General features: G+C 36.5%; 24 protein-coding genes. 12 read left to right on the top strand and 12 right to left on the bottom strand.

The genetic code is table 11. From position 1 onward, the window contains the following. The first annotated feature begins 290 nt into the window (after window positions 1-290). Window positions 291-1,076, top strand: coding sequence for a murein L,D-transpeptidase catalytic domain family protein (locus tag OQX63_RS12905; RefSeq protein ID WP_265851281.1), 786 nt, complete (start codon window positions 291-293; stop codon window positions 1,074-1,076). Here OQX63_RS12905 and OQX63_RS12910 read toward each other — a convergent pair. Next, window positions 1,073-1,525 (bottom strand): hypothetical protein, encoded by a 453-nt coding sequence (locus OQX63_RS12910; protein ID WP_265851282.1) that lies wholly within the window; start codon window positions 1,523-1,525, stop codon window positions 1,073-1,075. The two genes, OQX63_RS12905 and OQX63_RS12910, sit on opposite strands and share 4 nt — an antisense overlap. 200 nt (window positions 1,526-1,725) lie before the next feature. On the opposite strand from OQX63_RS12910, the gene topB reads away from it, so the two are divergent. Next, window positions 1,726-3,579, top strand: coding sequence for a DNA topoisomerase III (topB, locus tag OQX63_RS12915; RefSeq protein WP_265851283.1), 1,854 nt, complete (start codon window positions 1,726-1,728; stop codon window positions 3,577-3,579). A gap of 1 nt (window position 3,580) precedes the next feature. Here the strand turns inward: topB and OQX63_RS12920 are convergent, their stop codons facing one another. The 4 genes from OQX63_RS12920 to OQX63_RS12935 all read right to left on the bottom strand — a co-directional run bounded on the left by OQX63_RS12920 (window position 3,581) and on the right by OQX63_RS12935 (window position 7,445). Next, window positions 3,581-5,494 carry an AAA domain-containing protein gene (locus OQX63_RS12920; RefSeq protein WP_265851284.1) on the bottom strand — a complete coding sequence of 638 codons (1,914 nt, stop codon included), beginning with the start codon at window positions 5,492-5,494 and terminating at the stop codon, window positions 3,581-3,583. Between the two features lie 182 nt (window positions 5,495-5,676). Beyond that, window positions 5,677-6,060: a DUF3037 domain-containing protein gene (locus OQX63_RS12925; protein ID WP_265851285.1), complete on the bottom strand. Its 384-nt coding sequence runs from the start codon at window positions 6,058-6,060 to the stop codon at window positions 5,677-5,679. Continuing rightward, window positions 6,038-6,829 carry a HipA family kinase gene (locus tag OQX63_RS12930; protein ID WP_265851286.1) on the bottom strand — a complete coding sequence of 264 codons (792 nt, stop codon included), beginning with the start codon at window positions 6,827-6,829 and terminating at the stop codon, window positions 6,038-6,040. The genes OQX63_RS12925 and OQX63_RS12930 overlap by 23 nt, the downstream gene beginning before the upstream one ends. Before the next feature lie 427 nt (window positions 6,830-7,256). After that, on the bottom strand, window positions 7,257-7,445 hold the full coding sequence (locus OQX63_RS12935) for a hypothetical protein (protein ID WP_090987306.1): 189 nt from the start codon (window positions 7,443-7,445) through the stop codon (window positions 7,257-7,259). 111 nt (window positions 7,446-7,556) lie between these two features. Here OQX63_RS12935 and OQX63_RS12940 point away from each other — a divergent pair, with 111 nt between their 5' ends. Genes OQX63_RS12940 through OQX63_RS12950 form a run of 3 tightly spaced genes read left to right on the top strand, consistent with a single transcriptional unit; the run spans window position 7,557 to window position 8,924 of the window. Beyond that, on the top strand, window positions 7,557-7,937 hold the full coding sequence (locus OQX63_RS12940) for a hypothetical protein (protein ID WP_265851287.1): 381 nt from the start codon (window positions 7,557-7,559) through the stop codon (window positions 7,935-7,937). 44 nt (window positions 7,938-7,981) lie between these two features. Continuing rightward, window positions 7,982-8,185, top strand: a complete 204-nt coding sequence (locus OQX63_RS12945) for a KTSC domain-containing protein (RefSeq protein ID WP_265851288.1) — start codon at window positions 7,982-7,984, stop codon at window positions 8,183-8,185. Window position 8,186: 1 nt separating this feature from the next. Next, window positions 8,187-8,924: a DNA-formamidopyrimidine glycosylase family protein gene (locus OQX63_RS12950; protein ID WP_265851289.1), complete on the top strand. Its 738-nt coding sequence runs from the start codon at window positions 8,187-8,189 to the stop codon at window positions 8,922-8,924. 214 nt (window positions 8,925-9,138) lie between these two features. Here OQX63_RS12950 and idi read toward each other — a convergent pair whose 3' ends face one another. From idi to OQX63_RS12970, 4 genes are all read right to left on the bottom strand, one after another. Then, complete coding sequence (idi, locus tag OQX63_RS12955) at window positions 9,139-9,675, bottom strand: isopentenyl-diphosphate Delta-isomerase (protein ID WP_265851290.1); 537 nt, start codon at window positions 9,673-9,675, stop codon at window positions 9,139-9,141. Next, complete coding sequence (locus OQX63_RS12960) at window positions 9,676-10,512, bottom strand: phytoene/squalene synthase family protein (protein ID WP_265851291.1); 837 nt, start codon at window positions 10,510-10,512, stop codon at window positions 9,676-9,678. It lies immediately after the preceding gene. Next, a complete protein-coding gene (locus tag OQX63_RS12965) occupies window positions 10,509-11,402 on the bottom strand; it encodes a MerR family transcriptional regulator (RefSeq protein ID WP_265851292.1) in 894 nt (297 codons plus the stop codon). The genes OQX63_RS12960 and OQX63_RS12965 overlap by 4 nt, the downstream gene beginning before the upstream one ends. A gap of 187 nt (window positions 11,403-11,589) precedes the next feature. Then, a complete protein-coding gene (locus OQX63_RS12970; protein ID WP_265851293.1) occupies window positions 11,590-11,865 on the bottom strand; it encodes a hypothetical protein in 276 nt (91 codons plus the stop codon). 358 nt (window positions 11,866-12,223) lie between these two features. Between OQX63_RS12970 and OQX63_RS12975 the strand changes: the two genes are divergently transcribed. From OQX63_RS12975 to OQX63_RS13005, 7 genes are all read left to right on the top strand, one after another. Then, window positions 12,224-12,982 (top strand): LytR/AlgR family response regulator transcription factor, encoded by a 759-nt coding sequence (locus OQX63_RS12975; RefSeq protein WP_265851294.1) that lies wholly within the window; start codon window positions 12,224-12,226, stop codon window positions 12,980-12,982. 120 nt (window positions 12,983-13,102) lie between these two features. Continuing rightward, a complete protein-coding gene (locus OQX63_RS12980; RefSeq protein ID WP_265851436.1) occupies window positions 13,103-13,456 on the top strand; it encodes a response regulator in 354 nt (117 codons plus the stop codon). A gap of 10 nt (window positions 13,457-13,466) precedes the next feature. Continuing rightward, the gene (locus OQX63_RS12985) at window positions 13,467-14,096 is read left to right on the top strand and encodes a hypothetical protein (RefSeq protein WP_265851295.1); all 630 of its coding nucleotides are present in this window, start codon (window positions 13,467-13,469) and stop codon (window positions 14,094-14,096) included. A 127-nt stretch (window positions 14,097-14,223) separates the two neighbouring features. Next, the gene (locus tag OQX63_RS12990) at window positions 14,224-15,597 is read left to right on the top strand and encodes an exonuclease domain-containing protein (protein WP_265851296.1); all 1,374 of its coding nucleotides are present in this window, start codon (window positions 14,224-14,226) and stop codon (window positions 15,595-15,597) included. Between the two features lie 394 nt (window positions 15,598-15,991). Continuing rightward, window positions 15,992-17,635: a hypothetical protein gene (locus OQX63_RS12995; RefSeq protein WP_265851297.1), complete on the top strand. Its 1,644-nt coding sequence runs from the start codon at window positions 15,992-15,994 to the stop codon at window positions 17,633-17,635. Further along, entirely contained in the window at window positions 17,632-18,162 is a 531-nt protein-coding gene (locus tag OQX63_RS13000; protein ID WP_265851298.1) for a hypothetical protein, read from the top strand. The genes OQX63_RS12995 and OQX63_RS13000 overlap by 4 nt, the downstream gene beginning before the upstream one ends. A 683-nt stretch (window positions 18,163-18,845) precedes the next feature. Further along, entirely contained in the window at window positions 18,846-19,262 is a 417-nt protein-coding gene (locus tag OQX63_RS13005; RefSeq protein ID WP_265851299.1) for a VOC family protein, read from the top strand. A 70-nt stretch (window positions 19,263-19,332) separates the two neighbouring features. Here the strand turns inward: OQX63_RS13005 and bioA are convergent, their stop codons facing one another. From bioA to OQX63_RS13020, 3 genes are read right to left on the bottom strand one after another with little or no spacing between them, the layout of a single operon-like run. Next, on the bottom strand, window positions 19,333-20,634 hold the full coding sequence (bioA, locus tag OQX63_RS13010) for an adenosylmethionine--8-amino-7-oxononanoate transaminase (RefSeq protein WP_265851300.1): 1,302 nt from the start codon (window positions 20,632-20,634) through the stop codon (window positions 19,333-19,335). Window positions 20,635-20,640: 6 nt separating this feature from the next. Continuing rightward, window positions 20,641-21,093, bottom strand: a complete 453-nt coding sequence (locus tag OQX63_RS13015; protein ID WP_265851301.1) for an NUDIX domain-containing protein — start codon at window positions 21,091-21,093, stop codon at window positions 20,641-20,643. Continuing rightward, window positions 21,080-22,066 carry a cation diffusion facilitator family transporter gene (locus OQX63_RS13020; protein WP_265851437.1) on the bottom strand — a complete coding sequence of 329 codons (987 nt, stop codon included), beginning with the start codon at window positions 22,064-22,066 and terminating at the stop codon, window positions 21,080-21,082. The genes OQX63_RS13015 and OQX63_RS13020 overlap by 14 nt, the downstream gene beginning before the upstream one ends. Between the last annotated feature and the right edge of the window lie 72 nt (window positions 22,067-22,138).

The following is a 22,138-nucleotide window of genomic DNA, read 5'->3' on the forward strand; positions in this document are numbered from 1 at the left end:
TAGTCCAGAAGGAATAATCATTTTCTTCGTTTGGCATTCTTGTTTACATTAGGCCACAAAAATAGGTAAATAGATTAAAAGAAAAAGGTAATATTTCAGCATATCATCTTCGCAAAAAAATCTGGTTCAAAATAAAAACAGTTTTTTACATTCCTAAAAGCTATATATTTTACCAAAAGGCAACAATTCGCCAAAACATAATGTATTTTTAGCACTACAAACTGAGCGTGTGCAATATTTACACATCGCCACCGTTTAAACAAAAGCTGTTTCAAACTAAACCAAACTGAATGAAGAAATACATCCTGGACATTGCTACGATTTTTTTAGTGGGTATGAGCATTGTCGGAACAAGTTGGAAAGCGATAGATCGCCGCCAAACACAACAAGATGCCATTAGAAATATAGCTGCAGACAGTCTTTACAGCCAATTCATCACTAATATCTACCACGAAATCCATTTAGATTCTGTGGGATTAAATGAACAGGTTTTCGAAAAGGCATTAACCGGGTTTTATAACATGAAATATTCTGGTTTGTTACGTACCAAATCTATTTTAACCATTGCTGATTTCGATCAGGAAAGCACTAAAAAACGACTGTACATTATCGATTTGGCCAGTAGAAAGTTAATTTTAAATACATGGGTGGCACATGGATCAAACAGTGGTGGCGATAAACCTTCTTCATTCTCGAATAACATCAACTCAAACCAGAGCAGTTTAGGCTTTTATTTAACTGGCGAGATTTATTCTGGTAAACATGGTCGTTCGCTTAAATTGGATGGCATGGATCAAGGTTTTAACAACAATGCGAGAGAAAGATCAATCGTGGTACATGGTGCAAGTTATGTGAGTCAGAAAAGTATAGATGAATTGGGGAGATTGGGCAGAAGCCAGGGCTGCCCTGCTGTTCCGGCTAAACTGGCAGATCATGTGATTAACACCATTTCAGATCGAACAGTGCTTTTTATCAATAATTCAGATCAGTTATATTATTCTTCCTTCTTAAACGAAACGCTTGCAGCCAGCGTGGCCTTAAACCAACCACAGGTTTTTGCAACCAAAATGGATTAATGATGTTTAATATTTTTCGCGTTTAGTTTTTTAGGTAATATGCTGATGAAAAGTGATTGGCTCCCTGCAAGCAAATCCCACACCCAACGGTTGCTATCAACCGATTTCTCGCCGCAATCTACAACCTCGGCACGCTTAAGCAGTTTTTTAACAATCGCCTGAATCCATTTTATTTGTACAATACGGTTGAAGTATAATCCCAAATAATCACAATATACATGTACGAGAATTTCCACAATGAGCGAGGCATTAGAAATAGCGAGTTTCTTGCCAAAATGTTGCTCATAATCAGCCTTAATTGTGTTTACCAAAAGCTCAAATCGATTTAACCTGATAGAAGCTTTTCCCTCAAGATAAGACCAAAGCGCTGCATTACTGTACACACGGATTAACTTTGGCTCAAGCACGACTTTAATTTTATTTCCTTTCAGTTCGTAAATTTTATCCATTCATTAAAATAATTGCAGGGATTAGATATAGCTAATACTGAATTGTTAATCAATCCGATATAAAACTGCCGATCTAAATGATGGACAAAGTTATCCGATAATTGTTTACCAAAACTGTGATTAAATGGCATTGTGAGTAATTTTTTTAAGCTGTTGCCAATATTTTAATCATCTTTGTGCTTGAAAAGATAAGCCCATTCATGAAGATTGTAATTGCAGAAAAGCCTTCTGTTGGTCGTGAACTTGCTAAAGTTTTTGGAGCAACCACCAGAAAAGATGGATACATTGAAGGTAAAGGATATTCTTTTACCTGGGCATTCGGGCATTTATTACAATTGGCTCCTCCTCAGGATTATGGTTTTATTGGCTGGAGGAAGCAGCATTTACCCATGCTTCCACAAAAGTTTAAGCTTGCCGTTAGAAAGATTAAAACAAAAGATGGTTTTGTAGAGGATCCGGCAGTGCGTAAGCAATTAGATACCATAAAAAAACTTTTTGATGAGGCCAGCGAAATCATAGTGGCAACGGATGCGGGACGCGAGGGTGAGTTAATCTTCAGGTACATTTATTATTACCTGAAATGTAAAAAACCATTCAAACGCCTCTGGATCTCTTCACAAACAGATGAGGCCATAAAAGATGGATTCAGAAATTTAAAACCGGGAACAGATTACGATACTTTATTTAACTCCGCCCATTGCCGCTCAGAGTCTGATTGGTTGGTGGGAATGAATGCTACGCAGGCACTGAGTATATCTGCAGGTAATAGAACAGTTCTTTCTTTAGGACGGGTGCAAACACCTACCCTGGCGATGATCTGTGCGCGTTTTTTAGAGATTAAAAACTTCGTTCCTCAAACCTATTATCAGATCAGCATTTTATTAGCGAAAGATGAACAGGTTTTTAAAGCTATATCAACCTCAAATTATAAGGAAAAGGAAGAAGTAGAAAAGTTATTTGGACTGGTAGAAGATGTAGCATCTGGCTTTCCAACGGGCGGCAACATTACAGCTGTAGAAGCCAAACCAAGAAAAGAACCCCCTCCGCTATTGCATGATTTAAGCAGTTTGCAGCAGGAAGCCAATAAGAAAAAAGGATATACTGCCGATCAAACCCTTAATATTCTGCAGAACCTGTACGAAAGTAAATTGGTTTCTTATCCCCGTACCGGATCACGCTACATTGGTGATGATGTTTTTGCCGGGGTACCAAATCTGATTGCAAAATTTACCGATCATGCTGATTTTGGAAAACAGGCGCAATTCCTGCAAACCATTGCTTTAAATAAACGCAGTGTCAATGCTAAAAAAGTAACCGATCACCATGCAGTTTTACCTACAGGCGAACAGGCTTATGGATTGAGCCCGGATAAACAAGCGGTATACGATATGGTTGTAGGACGTATGATGGAGGCATTCCACCAGGAATGTATTAAGGAATTAACCAAAATAACCATTCAATCAGGCGTTACTTTTGTAGCCAATGGAACAGTAATCCGTTCTGCAGGCTGGCGCGCTGTTTTTAACGATCCTGAAGATGATAAGAAAGATGAAGACAATGCAGCATTACCAAAAGTTGCTGTTGGCGAACAATTGCCTATTACTGAAAAATCTCTTTTAGAAAAACAGACTAAACCAAAGCCAATGTATAACGAGGCTTCGTTATTAAAAGCGCTGGAAACATGTGGTAAGGAGATTGAAGATGAGGAATTACGTTATGCCATGAAGGATAGTGGTTTGGGCACACCGGCAACACGTGCATCCATTATTGAAACTTTAATTACAAGAGAATACATTACAAGGGAAAAAAGGAATCTTGTACCAACCAATAAAGGCTTGGCTGTTTACGAAGTGGTAAAAGATAAACAAATTGCACAGGCAGAACTTACGGGCCAATGGGAAAAAAGACTGGAAGAAATCCGTTCCGGTTCATCAGTAAAAGATTTTAAATCTGAAATCACGGAATACACCAAAACCATTACGCACGAATTATTAATTGCAGGTGCAAGTATATCGGGCAAGCTTGAAGAAGAAAAGAAACTGGAAAAAGTTTAAATTATAAGTCCATAAATTCCCATGCACTATGGTAGGCATTCAGATCTTCTGTGTAGCGGATAAACTCAGCATAAAAATTTGATTTAGATAACGTAGCACTATCGCCAATCACAACCAACTTTTTTCTGGCCCTGGTCATGGCCACATTCATTCTTCTCGTATCAGATAAAAAGCCGATAATTCCATCGCTGTTACTCCTCGTTAAGCTAATATAAACTACATCCCGTTCCTGTCCCTGAAAGCTATCAATGGTATTTACAGCAATTTTATCGCGATATGGAATCAAAATTTCATTTTCCTGAACCAAGGCATTTAATAGCTGTACCTGCTGTTTATATGGAGAAACAATGGCAATTGATGGAAAGATTTCCATTGAGCTTTGATCTCCTAAACCTGCAACCAGATGCGTTAAATGTTTAATCAAAAATGCGGCTTCATCTGGATTGGTGGTACTGGTTCCATCTAATTTTTCATCGTAACTACAGCCTGCCGTATCAATAAACTGGATCGGTTCATCGCCAGTAAACAATAAACGATCTGCAACAGATTGATGAGCTTTTAAAGCATTCTTATAAAATACCTGAGATGAATAACCCATAATATCCTTGTTCATCCTGTATTGTTCATTCAACAACACAACAGACTCAGGATGAAGATTTACTGCTTTTTCTAATAATGTATTACTTAAGCCATTTCTGGCTGCCTCATTTGATTTTATGGTTGGCGATAGTTGGAAATGATCTCCAGCGAGTATCACTTTCTGTGCTTTCAAAATCGGTATCCAGCAAGCGGGCTCCAAAGCCTGGCCTGCCTCATCAATTACAATGGTATTATACTTTAAATTCCGAACCGTATAATGGTTGGCACCTACCAAAGTGGCGGTAATAATCTGTGCTTTGTTAAACAGATTATCTATGATATACTGTTCCGTTTTTTCTACCTCTTTTCCAATTTTATGTGCTTCATCAAACAGGGCCTTGCGTTGTTCGCGTTCCGCTTTGCCAAAACTCCGCTTGTATTTGTGGGCCATGTTTTTATACTCACTGGCCTGTTTTTTTAAAGCTTTAATGGTTTTCATCTCCGGATGATCGGCCATTTGATGATCGAGCGTAGCCGCCAGCAATCTTTCAGAAACTCTTGCGGGGTTACCCACACGGATTACTTTTAGTCCTTCGGCGGCTAACTTCTCCGTCAGTAAATCAACGGCAGTATTACTTGGTGCTACCACCAGAATTTTTTGGTCGTTATGTTTAATTAATGATTTTATAGCATGCACCAGTGTTGTTGTTTTCCCGGTACCTGGTGGGCCATGAACTACAGCCAGATGATCTGCCGCAATAATTTTATTTACCGCCAGTTGCTGCGAATCATTTAGCGTATTGGGAATAATAAACTTCTCCTCACCCTGAAATGACGGCTTCTCTCCTGCAGTTAAAATGCGGATCAGTTTATTTTCTGATTCATTTTCGGCTAAGTTTGAGGCTTGCTTAAGGGCATTCTGCATCTCATCATAGCTGTTATTATCAAATAGTAAATCTACACCAAGTTTCCCGTCTCTCGTCCAGTCCGGCAGCTCATCAACACGGAAGCTGATTTTCATCCTGCTACCACTTTGATGATTGATAATTCCTTCCAGCCGATCTTCTTTGGCATCGTGATTTGAAAATAATACCACAGCAGCACCAAAACGGAACTGGTGAGAAAAATCCTGATGGGTAGTCCTTTCCAGCTCTACCGTTAAATAATCGCCACGCCCTATCTCAGTATTTCTGATAGCAATGGGGTACCATGTTAAACCCAAAGCCCTCCTATCAGCGGCAGAAGTATTTTCAGTAAGTTTTAAGTATGATTGTAAATCTTCGTTCCGCTCGGTATCAAGCAAATCCTGAAGCTTTTTAAAATATTCTTTTGGCAAGGGTAGATGTGTTAATTGTGGAAACTCTTTAATTGTTGAATTACTTGATTGTTAAATTGATTGCTTGATAACTGAAGACTGCCAATTGTAAACTGATTAATTGTCAGATTGATAGATTGTTCAGGAACAGAAAATAGTTGTTCATAAAGTTAATTCAAACGCTTAGCGCCATGCGCATGGCGCTACAGAACCAGTTCCTGGTGCAACCTCAGTAAAGTCTCTTCGGCATCATCACAAAAGCCGGGATGTACTTTTGAACATTGCACTACCGTACTTCTGGTTGCCGTAAGCCATCTAAAACGGGAAGCCTGGTCGTATTGACCAATGGGACCTGATCCTGCAGCAGCCGTACTTATTCTTTCAAAAGCACATAAATTTTCGTGAAGTTCATTTAGATCTATTTCCGCGGATAAAGCTTTTATTCTTTTCTCATCCAGGGCAAAAACACTTTTCAAAAACTTTTGCCTGGCACAAAATAAAATAATGCCAACATTAATAAATTCTTCACGTTCTACCCTTGGCATTACGCGAATCACAGCATACTCAAATAAGAATTTCCCTTGCATGCTGTGCTTCATTTAAAAATATGTCTGAATGCGCTAACCTCGTCAAAAGGAAATGTTTATAGGCATCGCGATGGGCTGCTTTGCTATCAAAGTTCGTTTCGCCTTCCAGCCAGTCATCAGGAATCAGATTAATTACGGCGGCTATCTTTTCAGGATTAAGTAATTTACGAAATTCTTCATTTACACTTTCCAACTCAGAGGCCCATGGCAATAATACATGGTCTTTTACCAAAATGAAAGGTTTAATGGCCTGTTCCTCCCAATTTTGCCAGGAATGATGAAAATACAATGCAGCGCCATGATCTATTAGCCAAAGTTCTTTATGCCACAGTAACATATTCGTATTTCTGCAGGTGCGATCCATATTGGTTAAAAAACAATCAAGCCATACAATCTGCGAAGCGAGTTTGGCATCTACTGTAGTTACCGTTGGATCGAATGTTATTGCTCCCGATAGATAGTGTAATGCCAAATTTAAACCTACACTGGCTTTTAGCAGGTCCTGAATTTCTTCGTCGGGCTCTGTTCTCCCAAAAGCTTCATCCAAATTGGCAAAAACCAACTCAGGTACGCGCAAACCCAGGTAGCGGGCAATTTCGCCGCCAATCAGTTCGGCAATTAAAGCCCTGGTGCCCTGCCCTGCTCCTCTAAATTTCAGTACATATAAAAAGTTATCATCAGCCTCTGCAATGGCAGGCATAGAGCCACCTTCGCGCAAAGGCGTAACGTATCTGGTTACATTTACCGTTCTAAGTTGTAAATCGTTCATATTTGAAGATAGAATGGTAACTTATTTATTTATGCACAATTCTAAACTTGGTGCAAATTTAGCAGATTTACAACAATAAATTGGTCAAAGTTTAGTCGTAAAGATCCTAAATGGAATCTAATGGCTAATCTTCAATAGTCTTTTAGAAATTAAAAGAAGAACTAAAGGGGATTTTTGAACCAGTAATATTTTCTATTGGTTTCGATTAAATTCAGGCATCTTATTTTACGTATAATTATACTTACCATTGACGATAATAACTAAATAATATTTTCACTGTTGAGAAGGAACGACGAAGCCTTCTCACAATGACGATGTCTTAAGGAACCAAAGGCCTTTAATTCACCTCTTCATAGTTAAACCTTTTCAGATATGAATAACTACTGATAGCTTTGCAAACTCAATGATCTTATTATTCTATTCGATTTTAATCGTGACCCAAATAAGCAATGCCTGCAGGAGTGATGGCAGATGACCATTGCACCGATTCGCGGTTAATTTTAATTAAGCCCATACTTTCTAATTCTTCATATTCTTCTTCCATCCCACCCAAAACAGAAGAACTAACCTGTTGATTGATTACCTCAAGTAGAGATATGATTTCTGATCTTTCCATAACATTATGAATTAGCTATAATCTAATTAACATAAATATAGTTAAAATGTTTATGGCTAATTAAACATTTTCAAGGGATTAAGGTTGTATTTATATCCCGATTAAATAACTATGGAAACAAACCTTTATTACCTTTTTTTTATGGCTTTGCCTGTAGCCTGTATCGCCTGGACAGTTACCAAGGAAGAGATCTTCAGAGAGGCACGCGAATTTTGTGTAGACCGTTCTAAAAACTGCAATAAGTTGGTGAAAAGAAAGTTTTTTTATGTATTTACATGTGAATACTGCTTTAGTCACTATGTAACCTTGATTTTGCTTTTTATTACCAAATTCACTTTAATTTATCCAGATTGGCGCGGCTATGTCATTGCTTTTTTTTCGATAGTATGGGTGGCCAATGTTTACATGAGTTTATATAACATTATCCGTATTGATTTGAAAAAAGAAAAAATCAAAGTTCAAAAAGAAGAATCAGCACTTAAAAATGATTGAAACCAATTATAATGGTTGCTGTTTTATAGTAATAACCTGTTTTTATGCCATCATCAGTAATCAAATATTTCAGTTATGATGAAGTTACAAAAACATTAAAAATCATTTTTGTAACCAACATGGTTTATCTGTACCAAAATGTTCCAGAAAAGGCTTACAAGATGTTAAAGGCATCTGGATCAAAAGGGCGATATTTTAACAGCAACATTAAAGATAAATATAAATTCCAGAAACTAGAGGAAGAATAATATGCCCGAAGGTCCATCAATCGTAATATTAAAAGATTTAATCAAGGAGCTCCATCTGGGCAAGCCTGAAGTGCTTGAAGTTACTGGTAATGTAAAAAATTTTGATAAGGATAGATTACTCCATCAAAAGGTTGAAGATTTTAAGAGCTGGGGAAAACATTTTTTGATCTGCTTTAACGATTTCACCGTCCGGATACATTTTATGCTGTTTGGCAGCTATTTAATTAACGAACGTAAAAAAACGGCCGTAAAACTGGGGCTTATCTTTAAAAAAGATGAATTAAATTTCTACACCTGCAAAGTCGACCTGTTGGAAGGAAATGTTAACGAACATTATACCTGGCAAAACGATGTGATGGCTGATGAATGGAGTAGCAGCACAGCGATTAAAAAGTTAAAAGAAAAACCCAACGCACTGGTTTGCGACGTATTGCTTGATCAGCAGGTTTTTAGTGGAGTGGGCAACATTATTAAAAATGAAGTTTTATATCGTGCCCGTATACATCCCTTAAACAAAATTGAAGATTTACCAACTGCAAAATTGAAGGCATTGGTTAATGAGTCCAGGAATTATAGTTTTGATTTTTTAAAATGGAAAAAGGAGAATGCATTAAGTAAACATTGGGAGGTATATAGTCAGAAAGAATGCCCTCTCAAGCACAAAATAAACAAAAAGGAACTGGGTAAAACACACCGTCAGACTTATTTTTGTGAAAAATGCCAGAAAATTTATAAATAAATCAAAAAATATTTCAGCATGAAGTCTTCGGCAGTTAAATCATAAAACACTAGATACTAATAGATTAACAAATAAGACTTATCTACTTGTTCTACGAACTATAATCTTAAAGTAAAAGAAATGTTATTATTCAATTAAAATATTTGGATTTTTCTAAACATGACCTATATTTGTCCTCGAGAGCGTTAATTTAGATGCGGGTATATGGCTTAGGCTATATGCCCGTTTTTTGTTTAGCCGTTGATGCATGTGCAATTACTTCATCCAAACAGATTCTTAACCACGGTGTATAGGCACTTGGATTCACTGCAATATCCTTTTTTAAAGTATCCAAATCAATATATTTAAAAGATTCTACTTCTTCTTTGTTGATCACCGGCAATTCATTACTCATACCAAAATAAACGTGGTCTATTTCATGTTCAGTTAAACCGTTTTCGAATGATGCCTTATAGGTAAATTTAAACAGAAAGTTTAATTCACAATCCATACCCATTTCCTCGATTAACCTTCTTTTAGCTGCATTTATATTGCTTTCGCCGATCCGCGGATGGCTGCAACAGGTATTCGTCCATAAGCCCCTCGAATGATATTTGCTCATCGCTCTTTGCTGGAGCAACAATTCGCGTTTAGAATTAAAAATAAAAACAGAAAAGGCGCGGTGTAATAAACCTTTTTCGTGTGCTTCCATTTTATCCATCTGCCCTTTCGGCACATCATTCACATCTACCAGAATAACTTGCTCTTCCATTTAAATTACATTTAACTTATTTCTGATAATCGAATCGAACATCAAACCCACTTTATGGGTATTCGAAATCCTGATCCGTTCGGTCATGATCTTTTCGGCACTCAAGCGCTTTATTTTCGCGAATAATTTTTTATAATAGATATAAGACAAATACACACCATTTCTTGAAGTAGCAGGCAGCAGCTTAATACCGGTTAATGCCATGGCAAATTCGGCCTCAATCTCTTTTTCTATTTCTCTTTTTTGTCGATCGCAGAATAATGCTAGATTAACATTGGGAAAATAATTTCGGCTAAGTGTTTGGTGATCAGCTTTAACATCCCTTAAAAAGTTAACTTTTTGAAATGCAGAACCCAATTTCATTGCGTAAGGTTTCAGATACTCATAATCTACATCACCTCCATGAGTAAAAACTTTTAAACACATCAACCCTACTACCTCTGCCGAACCTAAAATATAATCGTTATAAAGTTCTGGCGTGTATTTTTGTGTAGAAAGGTCCATCTCCATGCTTTTCAGGAAAAGAACAATCAATTCTTCATCTATCTGATATTGATTTACAACCTTTTGAAATGAATTTAAAATAGGGTTTAAGCTAATGCCCAGGTTAATGGCTTCAAAAGTATCTTCCTTAAATTTTGCCAATAAAAATTTCTTGTCATATTGATGAAAGCTATCTACAATTTCATCTGCCAAACGCACAAAGCCATAAATGGCATGTATGGGTTGGCGTATTTTTTTACCAAGAAAATAAATGCCATAAGAAAAGCTGGTGCTGTATAACTTAGTGGTAAGCCGGCTACAATCGCCAGATAATTGATCAAAGAGTTCTTTCATGTATTAAGAGGTGATGCTATAGTTTTTTCAAATTCATCAAGTGTTTTAATCCAGTTGATGTGATCGATATGGTTTAGCTTGCCGATAACCTCACTATTACCAGCAAGATGGATTTTTGCGGTTGAGCATATTTCAGACAATCGATCTATATAATGTTGTGCTGCAGGCGCCAATCGCGATTTGATCATAAAAAGCATAACATGGTCTACATTTAAGGTTGAAAATATGCGCTTAATCGAATCCAAAGGAACTTTGCTGCCTAGAAAAATAACATGATGATGTTGCATCCTCAGCATATAGCTGGCAAACAACAGCCCAATATCGTGATCCTCATCTTCAGGTAAAAAAAGCAGCCATTTCTGACCAGAATGCCCATGTAAGGAAAGATAATTGATATGGGTAAATATTTTTTGGCGAATAATATTGGATAAAAAATGCTCATGCGCAGGGCAGATATCATCTTTTCTCCACATTAATCCAAGGCGTAATAACAATGGATAAATTATTTTCCGGTAGCAGTCAGCAAGTCCAAATTGGTCAATACTTTCATCAATTAATTGGTTGAAAGCGTGCTCATTAAAAGCTAGTCCGTACCTGATCAATTCACCTACGTAATAATCATCATCCTTATCGCCAGAAGAATAATAAAACTGTTGATCAAGAAGTTCGTCAATTTCGCTATCAGAAAGGCTGCAGATTTTAGAGATTTTTAAGCCACTTTTATTTAAACTTACAATATTTAACAGTTTTCTGAGCTGCTGATCATCATAAAACCGTGTATTTCCTTGAGATCGCAACGGACTCAACGCATTGTAACGCTGCTCCCAGATCCTAATGGTGTGAGAATGAATGCCCGAAAGCTGCTCAAGATCTGCGATGGAGTAAGTCATTGTTTTGTTTAAATATATCTAATAAAAACTTAAACAAAAAAGAAGAACGAAAAGTTTTTCAGGAAATGTACAGCGAATTTTGCTTAACCACCAGATTTATATTGTTAGGTAAGGTGAAATGCTAAAACGAAGAGTAAACGTTTATGATAAATAATCTCCAAGGATCAGAATACTAACAAATAGTCGGTTAAAATATCTTTTCAGTAAGCAATACTCCTCTTTCCCCATTACCTGTTTCTATGGTGTGCACATTTTTGTAAGAATGACTGAAGAAATCGTAGCCGTGCTCTCTCTGCTTAATTGCTACCGTGCTTACCGGATACTTTAAGTTTGTTTGCATGCATAGCAAACTACCATTAGCCAGCAGGAGAAAATCGCAATCGTAACCTTGTTCCTGGAGTTCAATAACCTTTTTTGTAATGGATACGTTTAATCTGTTCGTTATACGGATGCTGTTTTTCATGGAAATGTTGTTTTAGAGAATTAGGTATAATTATTCTGCTTACTAAATATAAGCTATTAATAGCAACTATCCAAATTACAATATATTATTAATCAATTAATTAAACATTTTTTTCAATAATTTTCTGCGCTGTGCTGTTTCTTACCTAAAAAACAGATGCTATCATAAAAGGGATCCCTATAAAAATAAAAAATATGAAGTTTAAAACCATTCGCAGCGTAATCAGCCCCTAAATTCAATCATACATTGCCAAAAAAAGCCATCTTGTTTCTCAAATACATAAAAGTACTTCCATAATGTGTTTTTTTTTCATTTTACTTGATGAAATTGTATTTTGCAATAATTAAACCTATAAAAAATGTCAATAAGTTGTATTGCTATTGATGATGATCATCATTGCCTGGAGAATTTAATGGCATATATGGAAAAGCTACCAGATTTAAAGCTTATCCAAACTTTTACTGAACCACTCCAAGCCCTTGCAGAAATATCGCTATCTAATCCTGTCGACATTATTTTTATGGATATCGAAATGCCTTCGCTGTCCGGAATAGAACTGGCGGGTTTATTAAGGCAAAAAACGAAATACCTGGTTTTTACCACTGCACACTCAAGGTATGCTATCGATGCTTTTAAAGTTCAGGCTGATGCTTATTTGCTTAAACCCTACTCCATTATACATTTAGCCAAAACAATAAATAACCTTTATCCAACCGGTACAAAAGCAAAACATCCTTTTTCAATTTTAGATGATCATTTCTTCTATATCCCGATAAAAGGCGAAAATAGCGATTTGATAAGAATAGATCTGAATGAGCTCATTGCCACAGAAGAGATAGGTGAAGATATTCAGTTTAAAACTACAAAAAGTACTTTTTTAAGTTCGAAATATAACTTTACCAAAACTTTAAAAATATTGAAAGAAAATTCTTCATTTATTCAGGTTACGCCTACTGTTGTGATTTCGAAGCAGCACATTAAAAGTGTTCTTGATGATAAAGTACTGCTTTCCAGTGAAACATCCTTTACAGTTTCAGAAAGCTATATAGAACCCTTTGCAAATTTTCTCAAGAACAATTCCTTACAGAAAAATCCTCACCCAGGTACAATTTTGTAGTGTTTGGCCAACCATTATCAGTTTCTTCTCTATATTTTGAAGTAGATTGAAACATTACTGCCAAAACATTGTATTAGAATAATCTATTTATTAATAATTGATTGATCTGTTTTGAAAAGAGTGTTGGTTGTGGATGATGATCCAGATGTATTAGAAGTTTTCCAGGAAGTATTAGAAACTGAACATTATAAGGTTTACCCACTACTTTCGCCGCGGTATATTTTTAAAACCATTAAAGATTTTAGACCCGATTTGATTATTCTGGACATTATGTTGAATGGAATGGATGGGCGTGCCGTGTTTAAAGAACTGAAACAAAATGCTGAAACAGCAGGCATACCTATTATTATGGCATCAGCGAGGTATGATGAAAATTACATTACATCTCAAAAATATCATCCTGATGATTATTTGCAAAAACCCTTCAACATTGCAGATTTACTTCGAAAAGTAGGTGCATTAATGGAAAACTAAAAAAACAGATATGAAACCAAAACTACTAACAACCCTTTTACTGCTGTTTATGTTGGCATCAACCAAAATAATGGCACAAAACAGGCCTGACAAACTCTACTCGATGAGTGGCATTGGATTTGCATTCCCCATGGGTGAAACCTCAGACTATTTCAAGCCTAAGTTTTCAACATCTTTAGGCTTAAATCTGGGTTTGGGCGATAGCGGATTATTTCTTTATCCGAAAGTAAGTTTGCATGCTTTTACTTTTAACCAGATTACGCCCGATGCAGGATATACTTATACCTTGCAAAAAGGAAGGGCAACCACCTATTTGCTAAATGTAGCATTAGGTTATCGTAAAATTGTAAACAAGTGGGCATTTTATGGCTTTGCGGGTGCTGGAGGAGGATTTATTCTTACCCCTCAGGCATCAGTTAATTCATCAAGTTTACAGGTCATACAGGAAAATAAATCAAATGGTTTAGGTATTGCCGAAGGTGGTGCCGGTATTGAATATAATATTGGTGGCGCTAATTTATTTGTGGAAGCCAGTTATATGTATGGTTTCAGTAAAATCCAGAACAGGACTTTTAATACCGTACCGATATCTGTTGGTATTAAACCTAATTTAAGCAAATTGCTTAATAAACTTAAATAACGGTTACATACAAAAAGGCAGAGCGACTACGTTAAATACTTAGTCGCTTTTTTTATGCTAAAGAAATAATCAAAATAATTTCCATACTAATTATTTTAGCATAAATTTGTAATTCAAATTATTCTTAATGTTATACGCAGTTGTAGATATTGAAACCACCGGTGGTCATGCCTCAGCAAATGGTATTACCGAAGTTGCCATTAACATTCATGATGACGACAAAATCGTTGAATCTTATACTACACTCATTAATCCTAAGCAGCCGGTCCCCGTTTACATTACGGCGCTTACTGGTATTGACGATAACATGCTGATGAACGCACCAACATTTGATGATGTTGCTTTACAAATCTATCAACTCTTGAATGATAAGGTTTTTGTAGCACACAATGTAAACTTTGATTATTCTTTTTTAAAGCATCATTTAGCAGCTTCAGGCTATGATTTACAATGCAAAAAGTTGTGTACAGTAAGGTTGAGCAGAAAACTAATTCCTGGTAAATCTTCTTATAGTTTAGGAAAGCTTTGTACAGCGCTGCAGATACCAATTCAAAACCGGCATAGGGCCGCGGGTGATGCAGATGCTACCAGTATATTGTTCAATTTATTACTAGAATACGATCAGGAAGGCATCATAGCAGACATGCTGAAGAAAACATCGAAAGAACAGGTTTTACCCCCGCATTTAGATAAAACTTCTATTTTGAGATTGCCAGACCGGCCAGGTGTATATTATTTTAAAGATAGTAAAGGCAAAATCATTTATGTTGGAAAGGCTAAAAACCTGAAGAAACGCGTAACCAGCCACTTTACCGGTAATACACCTAACCGCCAACGTCAGGATTTTTTACGCACCATCCATCATGTAGACCACGTAATTTGCGGCACCGAACTGATGGCGCTAATTTTAGAAGCCAATGAAATTAAACGTCTCTGGCCTGAAAACAACCGGGCAATGAAACGTTATGAGCATAAATATGATTTATATGTTTTTGAAGATCAAAATGGCTATTTACGCTTAGCGATAGATAAACATAAAAAAAACAATAACGCCCTGCAAAGTTTTAACAGTTTACTGGAGGGGTACAATTTTTTAAATCAATTAATAAATAAATACCAGCTTTGTGCAAAGCTTTGTTATTTACAAAAAACAGCGACCAAATGTTATGCGCATGAAAATGGCCAATGTTTTGGTGCATGCAGTGGAATAGAAACTGTTAGCGTTTATAATAAAAAACTCAATGCAGCATTAATTGATGTTCAAAACCAACAGCCAAGTTTTGCATTGGTAGATGATGGCAGAAAAGAGGACGAGTTTAGCTGTTTAGTTGTAGAAAATGGTAAATTCTATGGAATGGGTTATTTTACAGATAAAAATTATTTATCAGATGGATTGGCAACAGTTAAAAATGATCTATCCACTTACCAGTCTAATAGTTATATTTTAAATTTAATACTAAATTACGCAGAACAATACCCACAGAAATTGTATAAATTGTAAATAAGTTGCTTTAAAATATCACACCCCTTAACGAAGAACGTTGTCAATTCCAAGAGCCGGAGAAATCAAAAAAACAGATGCAATCTAGATAAATCGACATTAACAAACCTGAAACACAGTGGTTTTGTGTTCATTAACGATGAAATTTAACTCTCGTAAACCAGATAATTAGATTCGCTGTTCATGATCAGATCTTGCATTACTTAGAAATATATTTAGCAATAAAGTGGGATGAACTAGAAGCATTAACTAATAATTTGTAATTGGAATTCATAAAGTCTTCGTAAAAGGCAATGATCTAATCTATATATTATTTTTTGATTAACATATTACAAAATAGACACTAATGTATATATTTACGTCTATATATGAAATGTTAACAATTCTCCGCACTATGAAAACAAAAAAAAAAATAGTTCCTCTCCGGAGAAGGATAACGAATGTAAAAACTATTTCAGTCATTCTTCTTTGCCTAATTGCGTTAATAATGTCCAGATGTGCAAAGGACAGATTAGTAAGTGATGCAATCGTTGGTAAAACCCTCTCGGCAAATTCACCAGACTATTTTAAGAGGCTTAGCGCCATTAAAGATAGGTTTTATAGTTCAAAATTTGAGCAAAAGCTAATTGCAAATGTTAATCAAAAATACTCTTGGATACCCGATTGGGAACATCCTAGCTCACAAGTTGTAAACGATACTGTTTCTTATGTGTTCTTCCCTTTAATAGCTTATGTAAAAGAGAATAATGTAACTAAGACTGTAATTGAACTTGGATCTGCACACTATTTGATTGTAAAAAACGAAAAAGAATTTTACAAGGCATTTTATTACCAGGCTAAAGCACCAAACAATTCCTCAAAGTTAGCCATTGATAAGTTCACAGGTAATCTGCTTTTAACAAACTTTGAAAATGGAAAAAGTTATTTGCTCGATTATGTTGAAGGCAAGGTCAGTCAAAGTTACCAAAAAAGAAAAATGCTTGCCTTAAATAGGGAATCTATAGCTTTCCCAAATAAAATTTCATATTGGGAATCTATATGTCATACAGAACTAAAATACTGCACATGGGCTTCTGATGGGCCAACTAACTGTAATTCAGGCACAGTACATATTATTTATAGTCCTGATTGTAATTGGCCACAAGGGAACTGTGGAAGCAATTATAGCTTAATTGATTCAAGTGAAATAACAGTTTGTCAAGATCAATGGTTTCCAGATCCACCCACAGACCCGGGTAATGGTGGTGGCGGAGGGGGCGGCGGTGGAGAAGGAGATTTTAACCCCGTTAACCTTTCTAATACAATAACGATGGATCCTAACACCCGTGCATGTTTGGAAAGCATAAAAAACTCAATTGTTAGTGCATCACAATTGTCGGTAACAATGGCCAATCTTTTAAAGCAAGTGCACAACGATAATACAAAAGCTCAAAATGCTGTTTTGGCTTTAGCTAACAACCCTAACGTATCAATTACCCTGGGTGAAAAGACAATACCATACCAAACAAAAACCCTTCCTGATGGGACAACAACAGTAAGTGAGACACATGGCCAAACCGATCCTATTACAGGAAATATCAAACTTAACACCCTTACCCTAAATGAAGCCTCGGATATGGCAATCGCAGCGTCATTAATACATGAAATGATGCATGCTTATTTTGTGTGGGGTGCAAATAATCTTAGCGGCGAAGAAGGAATGGCATTTAGCGACCTTAACAGATATCTTTTCAACCAGGAAGACGGCACACCCCATCCTTATAATTACCCAGAACTTGGATTCATGCAGCATTGGCAAATGGCTGAAACCTATGTTAATTCTATGGCAAAAATATTAGTGGACATTTCAGTTGCCAAAGGATATGGAGCATCCCCAGATACATCCATAGGAATGGAGGAGTATTGTCGGGATATATTTTGGGGAAGCCTACAGCAAACCTCGGGGTTAGAACCACCCGACGCCGCAAGATCAAAAGCTAATTCAGAGAGAGAATATAAAAACCAAGCCGGCTCAACTGGTAAAAAAGATTGTCTATGATGATGAAAAATATAATTTTTAGCGTAGCAATAATGGCAGCCACTTATTGTACAGCAACGCAGAATACAGTTGAATTAAACAATGAGAAGATTATTATCACAAAAGTGATTGATATAGTATCTAAAAAAAACGTTCGTCCAAAAAAGGTGTTCATCAGTGAGCAACTGTTGTCAGATCTCGATAGATACTTGACTACTCATGAAGGTGAAAAAAATACCGACTCATTAGCTCTACTTATACAAGGGAAGTGGAATTATTTAAAGGAGAAAAAATCAGAATCTTATTCGGCGGCGTGGAAACAAATTTCACTTTCAAAAACGGTAGGCGAGAAAACTAATTCTGAAAATGAGGGAAAACATGATAACTTCCTATTTAGTACAGTACAGTTCTCGCCTGACGGTACAAAGGCGTTTGTAGTATATAACAAAACAACTAAAAACATTGCTCGAGCAACTGTTTTCTTTTTCTTCGAAAAAAAGAATGGGACTTGGACTCATGCAGCCCATTTTATTCCATTTTTCGATTAGTTTGCAATGAAAGCTTATTTAAACTGATAAATCAATTGCTACGTTGTTTGTGCACTAATAAAACAACGTAGCAATTCTTTAGGAAAACCGACATTAACCTGGTGCCGGATACTAACACCTCCTGATCAGATTGGTAAGCTGAAAATTAAAGCCCGGAATAGATGTTAAATCTCAATAAACGATGATTTAATTTTAAAAAAACATTGAACAAAAACTTCCGAAGGGCTCAATCAGACTAAAAAAAATGCAAACACGACTGATTAAACAAAGTGCCGCTTTTTTTTTAATGCGCATAGGGTTATGCAAAAGGCTCATTGCTGGATTGAAAAGCGCTTTAGGTACTATGGCGCTCCAAAATGCGCAGCATTCTTGAGTACAACTAAAAACAACAGGAACTGCGAAAAACTACCATGCCCTGCGGCAGAGAGCAGTATAAAATATTAGACTTATTTTTGTACGTGCCCTTGAGCTCAGGCATTAACAACAAAGTTCAAGCTAATTTTAGAGTCTATTGCATTAAGATTCCTAATCCAGTTGGGAATGACGATTCCTCGCATTATAACTTTCTAAAAAAACAGGTTGATTTAATAATTGTCTCAAATCCCCCTATAATTTTTCGTTTTTAGCAAGGTTAACTCCACAATCCGTTCCCTATCTTTACATACAACAAAATATAAAACGTTATGATAAAATCACTTTGGATCAACCTTCCGGTAAAAGACATTAATAAATCTAAGGCATTTTTTACGCAACTTGGCTTTACACTTAATCTTCAATATGGCGTTCGTGAAGATTCGGCCTGCTTTTTAGTAGGAGAAAGTAATTTGGTCATTATGCTTTTCGAAGAAAACCTTTATGAGGGTTTTGTAGGAACCAGCATTGCCGATAAACGTAATGGCAGCGAAGTATTATTCTCCTTTGATGCAGAAAGTCCGGAAGAAGTAGATAGCCTTGCACAAAAAGTGGTAGCTGCCGGTGGCACACTTTATGGCGAACCTGGCTACAAAGACGGCTGGATGTATGGCTGTGGTTTTATTGATCTGGATGGTCAAAGATGGAATATCCTTTACATGGACATGAGCAAAATGCCCTTGGGTTAATTTTTTTAAAAGAAACATCGGTCGTGGCCTCACTTACTGGTCGTAGCGTCGCGCTACGACCCAAAAACACTTAAATTTCTTCTAAAGCCGATTTTATAGCTTCGTAGATATAATCAAGATCTTCATCGCTGATAATATATGGCGGAAGGATATAGATAATATTACCCAATGGCCTTAATATAATTCCTTTTTCTAAAAAATACGAATACAATAAGTTACGAAGATTACTTAAATAAGAAGTTTCATTACCTGTTTCCCATTCAATGGCAATAATGGTACCTGTCTGCCTTACACCTTTAACTTTAGGATGCGCTTTAATCTCTAGTAAAAAAGCAGCGTGTTTAGCTTCAATCCTTTTAATATTGCCCAGTGTTTCTTTCTGCAATAAAATATCTAGACTTGCTAAAGAGGCAACACAAGCAATCGGGTTTGCGGTAAAAGAATGTCCATGGTAAAGTGTTTTTAATTTATTATCACTTAAAAAAGCTTCAAATATTTCATTTGTACAAGTCGTGATTCCTAAAGGCATCGTACCGCCAGTTAAACCTTTACTTAAACAGATAATGTCAGGCTTATTGCTAAGTTTCTCGCAGGCGAAGTAAGTACCTGTCCGCCCAAAGCCGGTCATTACCTCATCTGCAATAATTAAAATACCTGCTTGCTTACAGGCAATAATCAGTTCATCAAGGTATTTCGCCTCATACATGAGCATGCCACCCGAACCTAAAATTAAGGGTTCAAAAATAAAACAAGCGGTATCGGTAAGGTGTGAGATGTAAGATGTAAGATGTGAGATATTGCCTTCACTAGGCAGATCGATAAAATCGACGTCAAATAATAAACTATTAAAAGCATCGGTAAAAATGCTGCGCCCGCTTACAGACATGGCGCCAAAAGTATCACCGTGGTAAGCATTTTTGAATGCCAGAATTCGGGTTTTAGGTTTATCCTTATTGTCCCAGTACTGTAAGCACATTTTTAAGGCTACCTCTACCGCTGTCGAGCCATTATCAGTGTAAAAAACTTTATCCTGTTTACCTGGTAATATGGGCAATAATCTTTCTGCAAGCAATACAGCAGGCTCGTGTGTAAAACCTGCAAAAATTACATGCTCCAACACATTGAGCTGTTCAGCTACCTTTTGTGCAATATGAGGATTTGCATGCCCATGGATATTCACCCACCAGGACGAAACTGCATCAATATACCTTTTTCCGTTTTCATCATAAACATAAACGCCCTCTCCGCGCACGATCGGAATGTGCGGCAATGCATTTTTCATTTGGGTATAAGGATGCCAAATTACTTTTTTATCGCGTTCAGCTAGGTTAAGTTTGGAATTTGGAGTTTGAAGTTTGGAGATATCAGACATAAAAATTTACAATTTACCTAAGTATTGGTTTTTTAAAAGCTGGGTTACGGTTTTATCTGTTTTAAAAGTGATTTCTTCAATATTTAAATCTTCAATTTTAACCCATCTGAAGGCCTGAAGAATCTCCCCTTCTCCATCGAAATCGTAGATTTTATCTTTAAAAGCCAGTTGCAGGGGCGCTTTTTCTTTCACCAGATAATACACACTAATTACCTGACTATCGTTAAACGATGATTTTTCATAAAAATCTGTGGTGTAAAAATGTGATAACACATCTATTTCAGCTTCACATTCTTCTACAAATTCGCGCTTTAATCCATCAATCAGGCCTTCGCCCAACTCTAAACCACCACCAGGAAATTTACTAAAACGGAATCCGTATTCTTCTTCATCACTCACCAAAACCTCGTTATCGTGGTTAATTAAAAGTCCGTAAACGCGGACATTAAAGTAGCTCATTTTCGAAATGTTTTTTGTTTTTGATTACGATTTCAGGTGTCCACACAATTTCTTTTTTAAAGGCTTCTGCTCTCACCGGACATTCGCTCATATGGCAATAATGACAGCATTCAGGTAAACAGGGATCTGCATGGATAAACAGCTCAGCTTTGCGCACACCATTCGAATTAATCAACTCATCAATCTGAGAAATTTCCCGGTGAACCTTATTCAAATCAAAATAATAGGGCAAAGTTACATGGCAATCAATATGAAATTCGGGACCATATTGCTGCGTACGTAGATTATGTACATCAATCCAGGGATTATGCCTGTTTTTTTGCAGCACTTCCACTACTTCTTCAACCAGTGTAAAATCGCTTTCATCCATTAAACCGCCTACTGATCCGCGTGTAAGTTTATAACCAGAATAAACAATGTAAAAGCCTACTAAAAAAGAAAGTAAGCTATCCAGCCAAATAATATTTGTTAATTGTATTAGGATTAAGCCAATCACAATTGCGATACTGGTATAAGTATCTGTCAACAGGTGTTCACCATCAGCTTGCAAAGTGATCGAATGCTCCCTTTTACCTATTTTGATTAAGTAGAGGCCTACAATCATATTAATCAACCCGGTAGTGCCAATAATTAACGTTCCGGTTAATAGCTCGCCCACTGCATGCGGATAAATAAGGTTGTATGATGACTTGAAAATGATTACCACACCCGCAATCAAAATCAATATTCCTTCAACAAAGGCAGAGAAAAACTCAACTTTTCCGTGCCCATAAGGATGATTTTCGTCGCGGGGACGTGTACTCAGGTAAATGCTATAAAAAGCGAAACTACCTGCTATTACGTTTACAATACTCTCTGCCGCATCGGTTAAGATTGCGTTAGAGCCTGTAATAAAATATGCAACAAACTTAGCCAACATCAGCACCACACTCACTACCAGTGAAATTATTATTGCTCTCTTTTTTACCGACACGAGAATATTTTTTTTCAAAAATACGTTTATCGGATAAATTAAATGAGAAAAACTATGTCTTTTTTAGTGCAG

This window comes from Pedobacter sp. PF22-3, from assembly GCF_026239555.1.
In the GTDB taxonomy this organism is placed as follows: domain Bacteria; phylum Bacteroidota; class Bacteroidia; order Sphingobacteriales; family Sphingobacteriaceae; genus Pedobacter.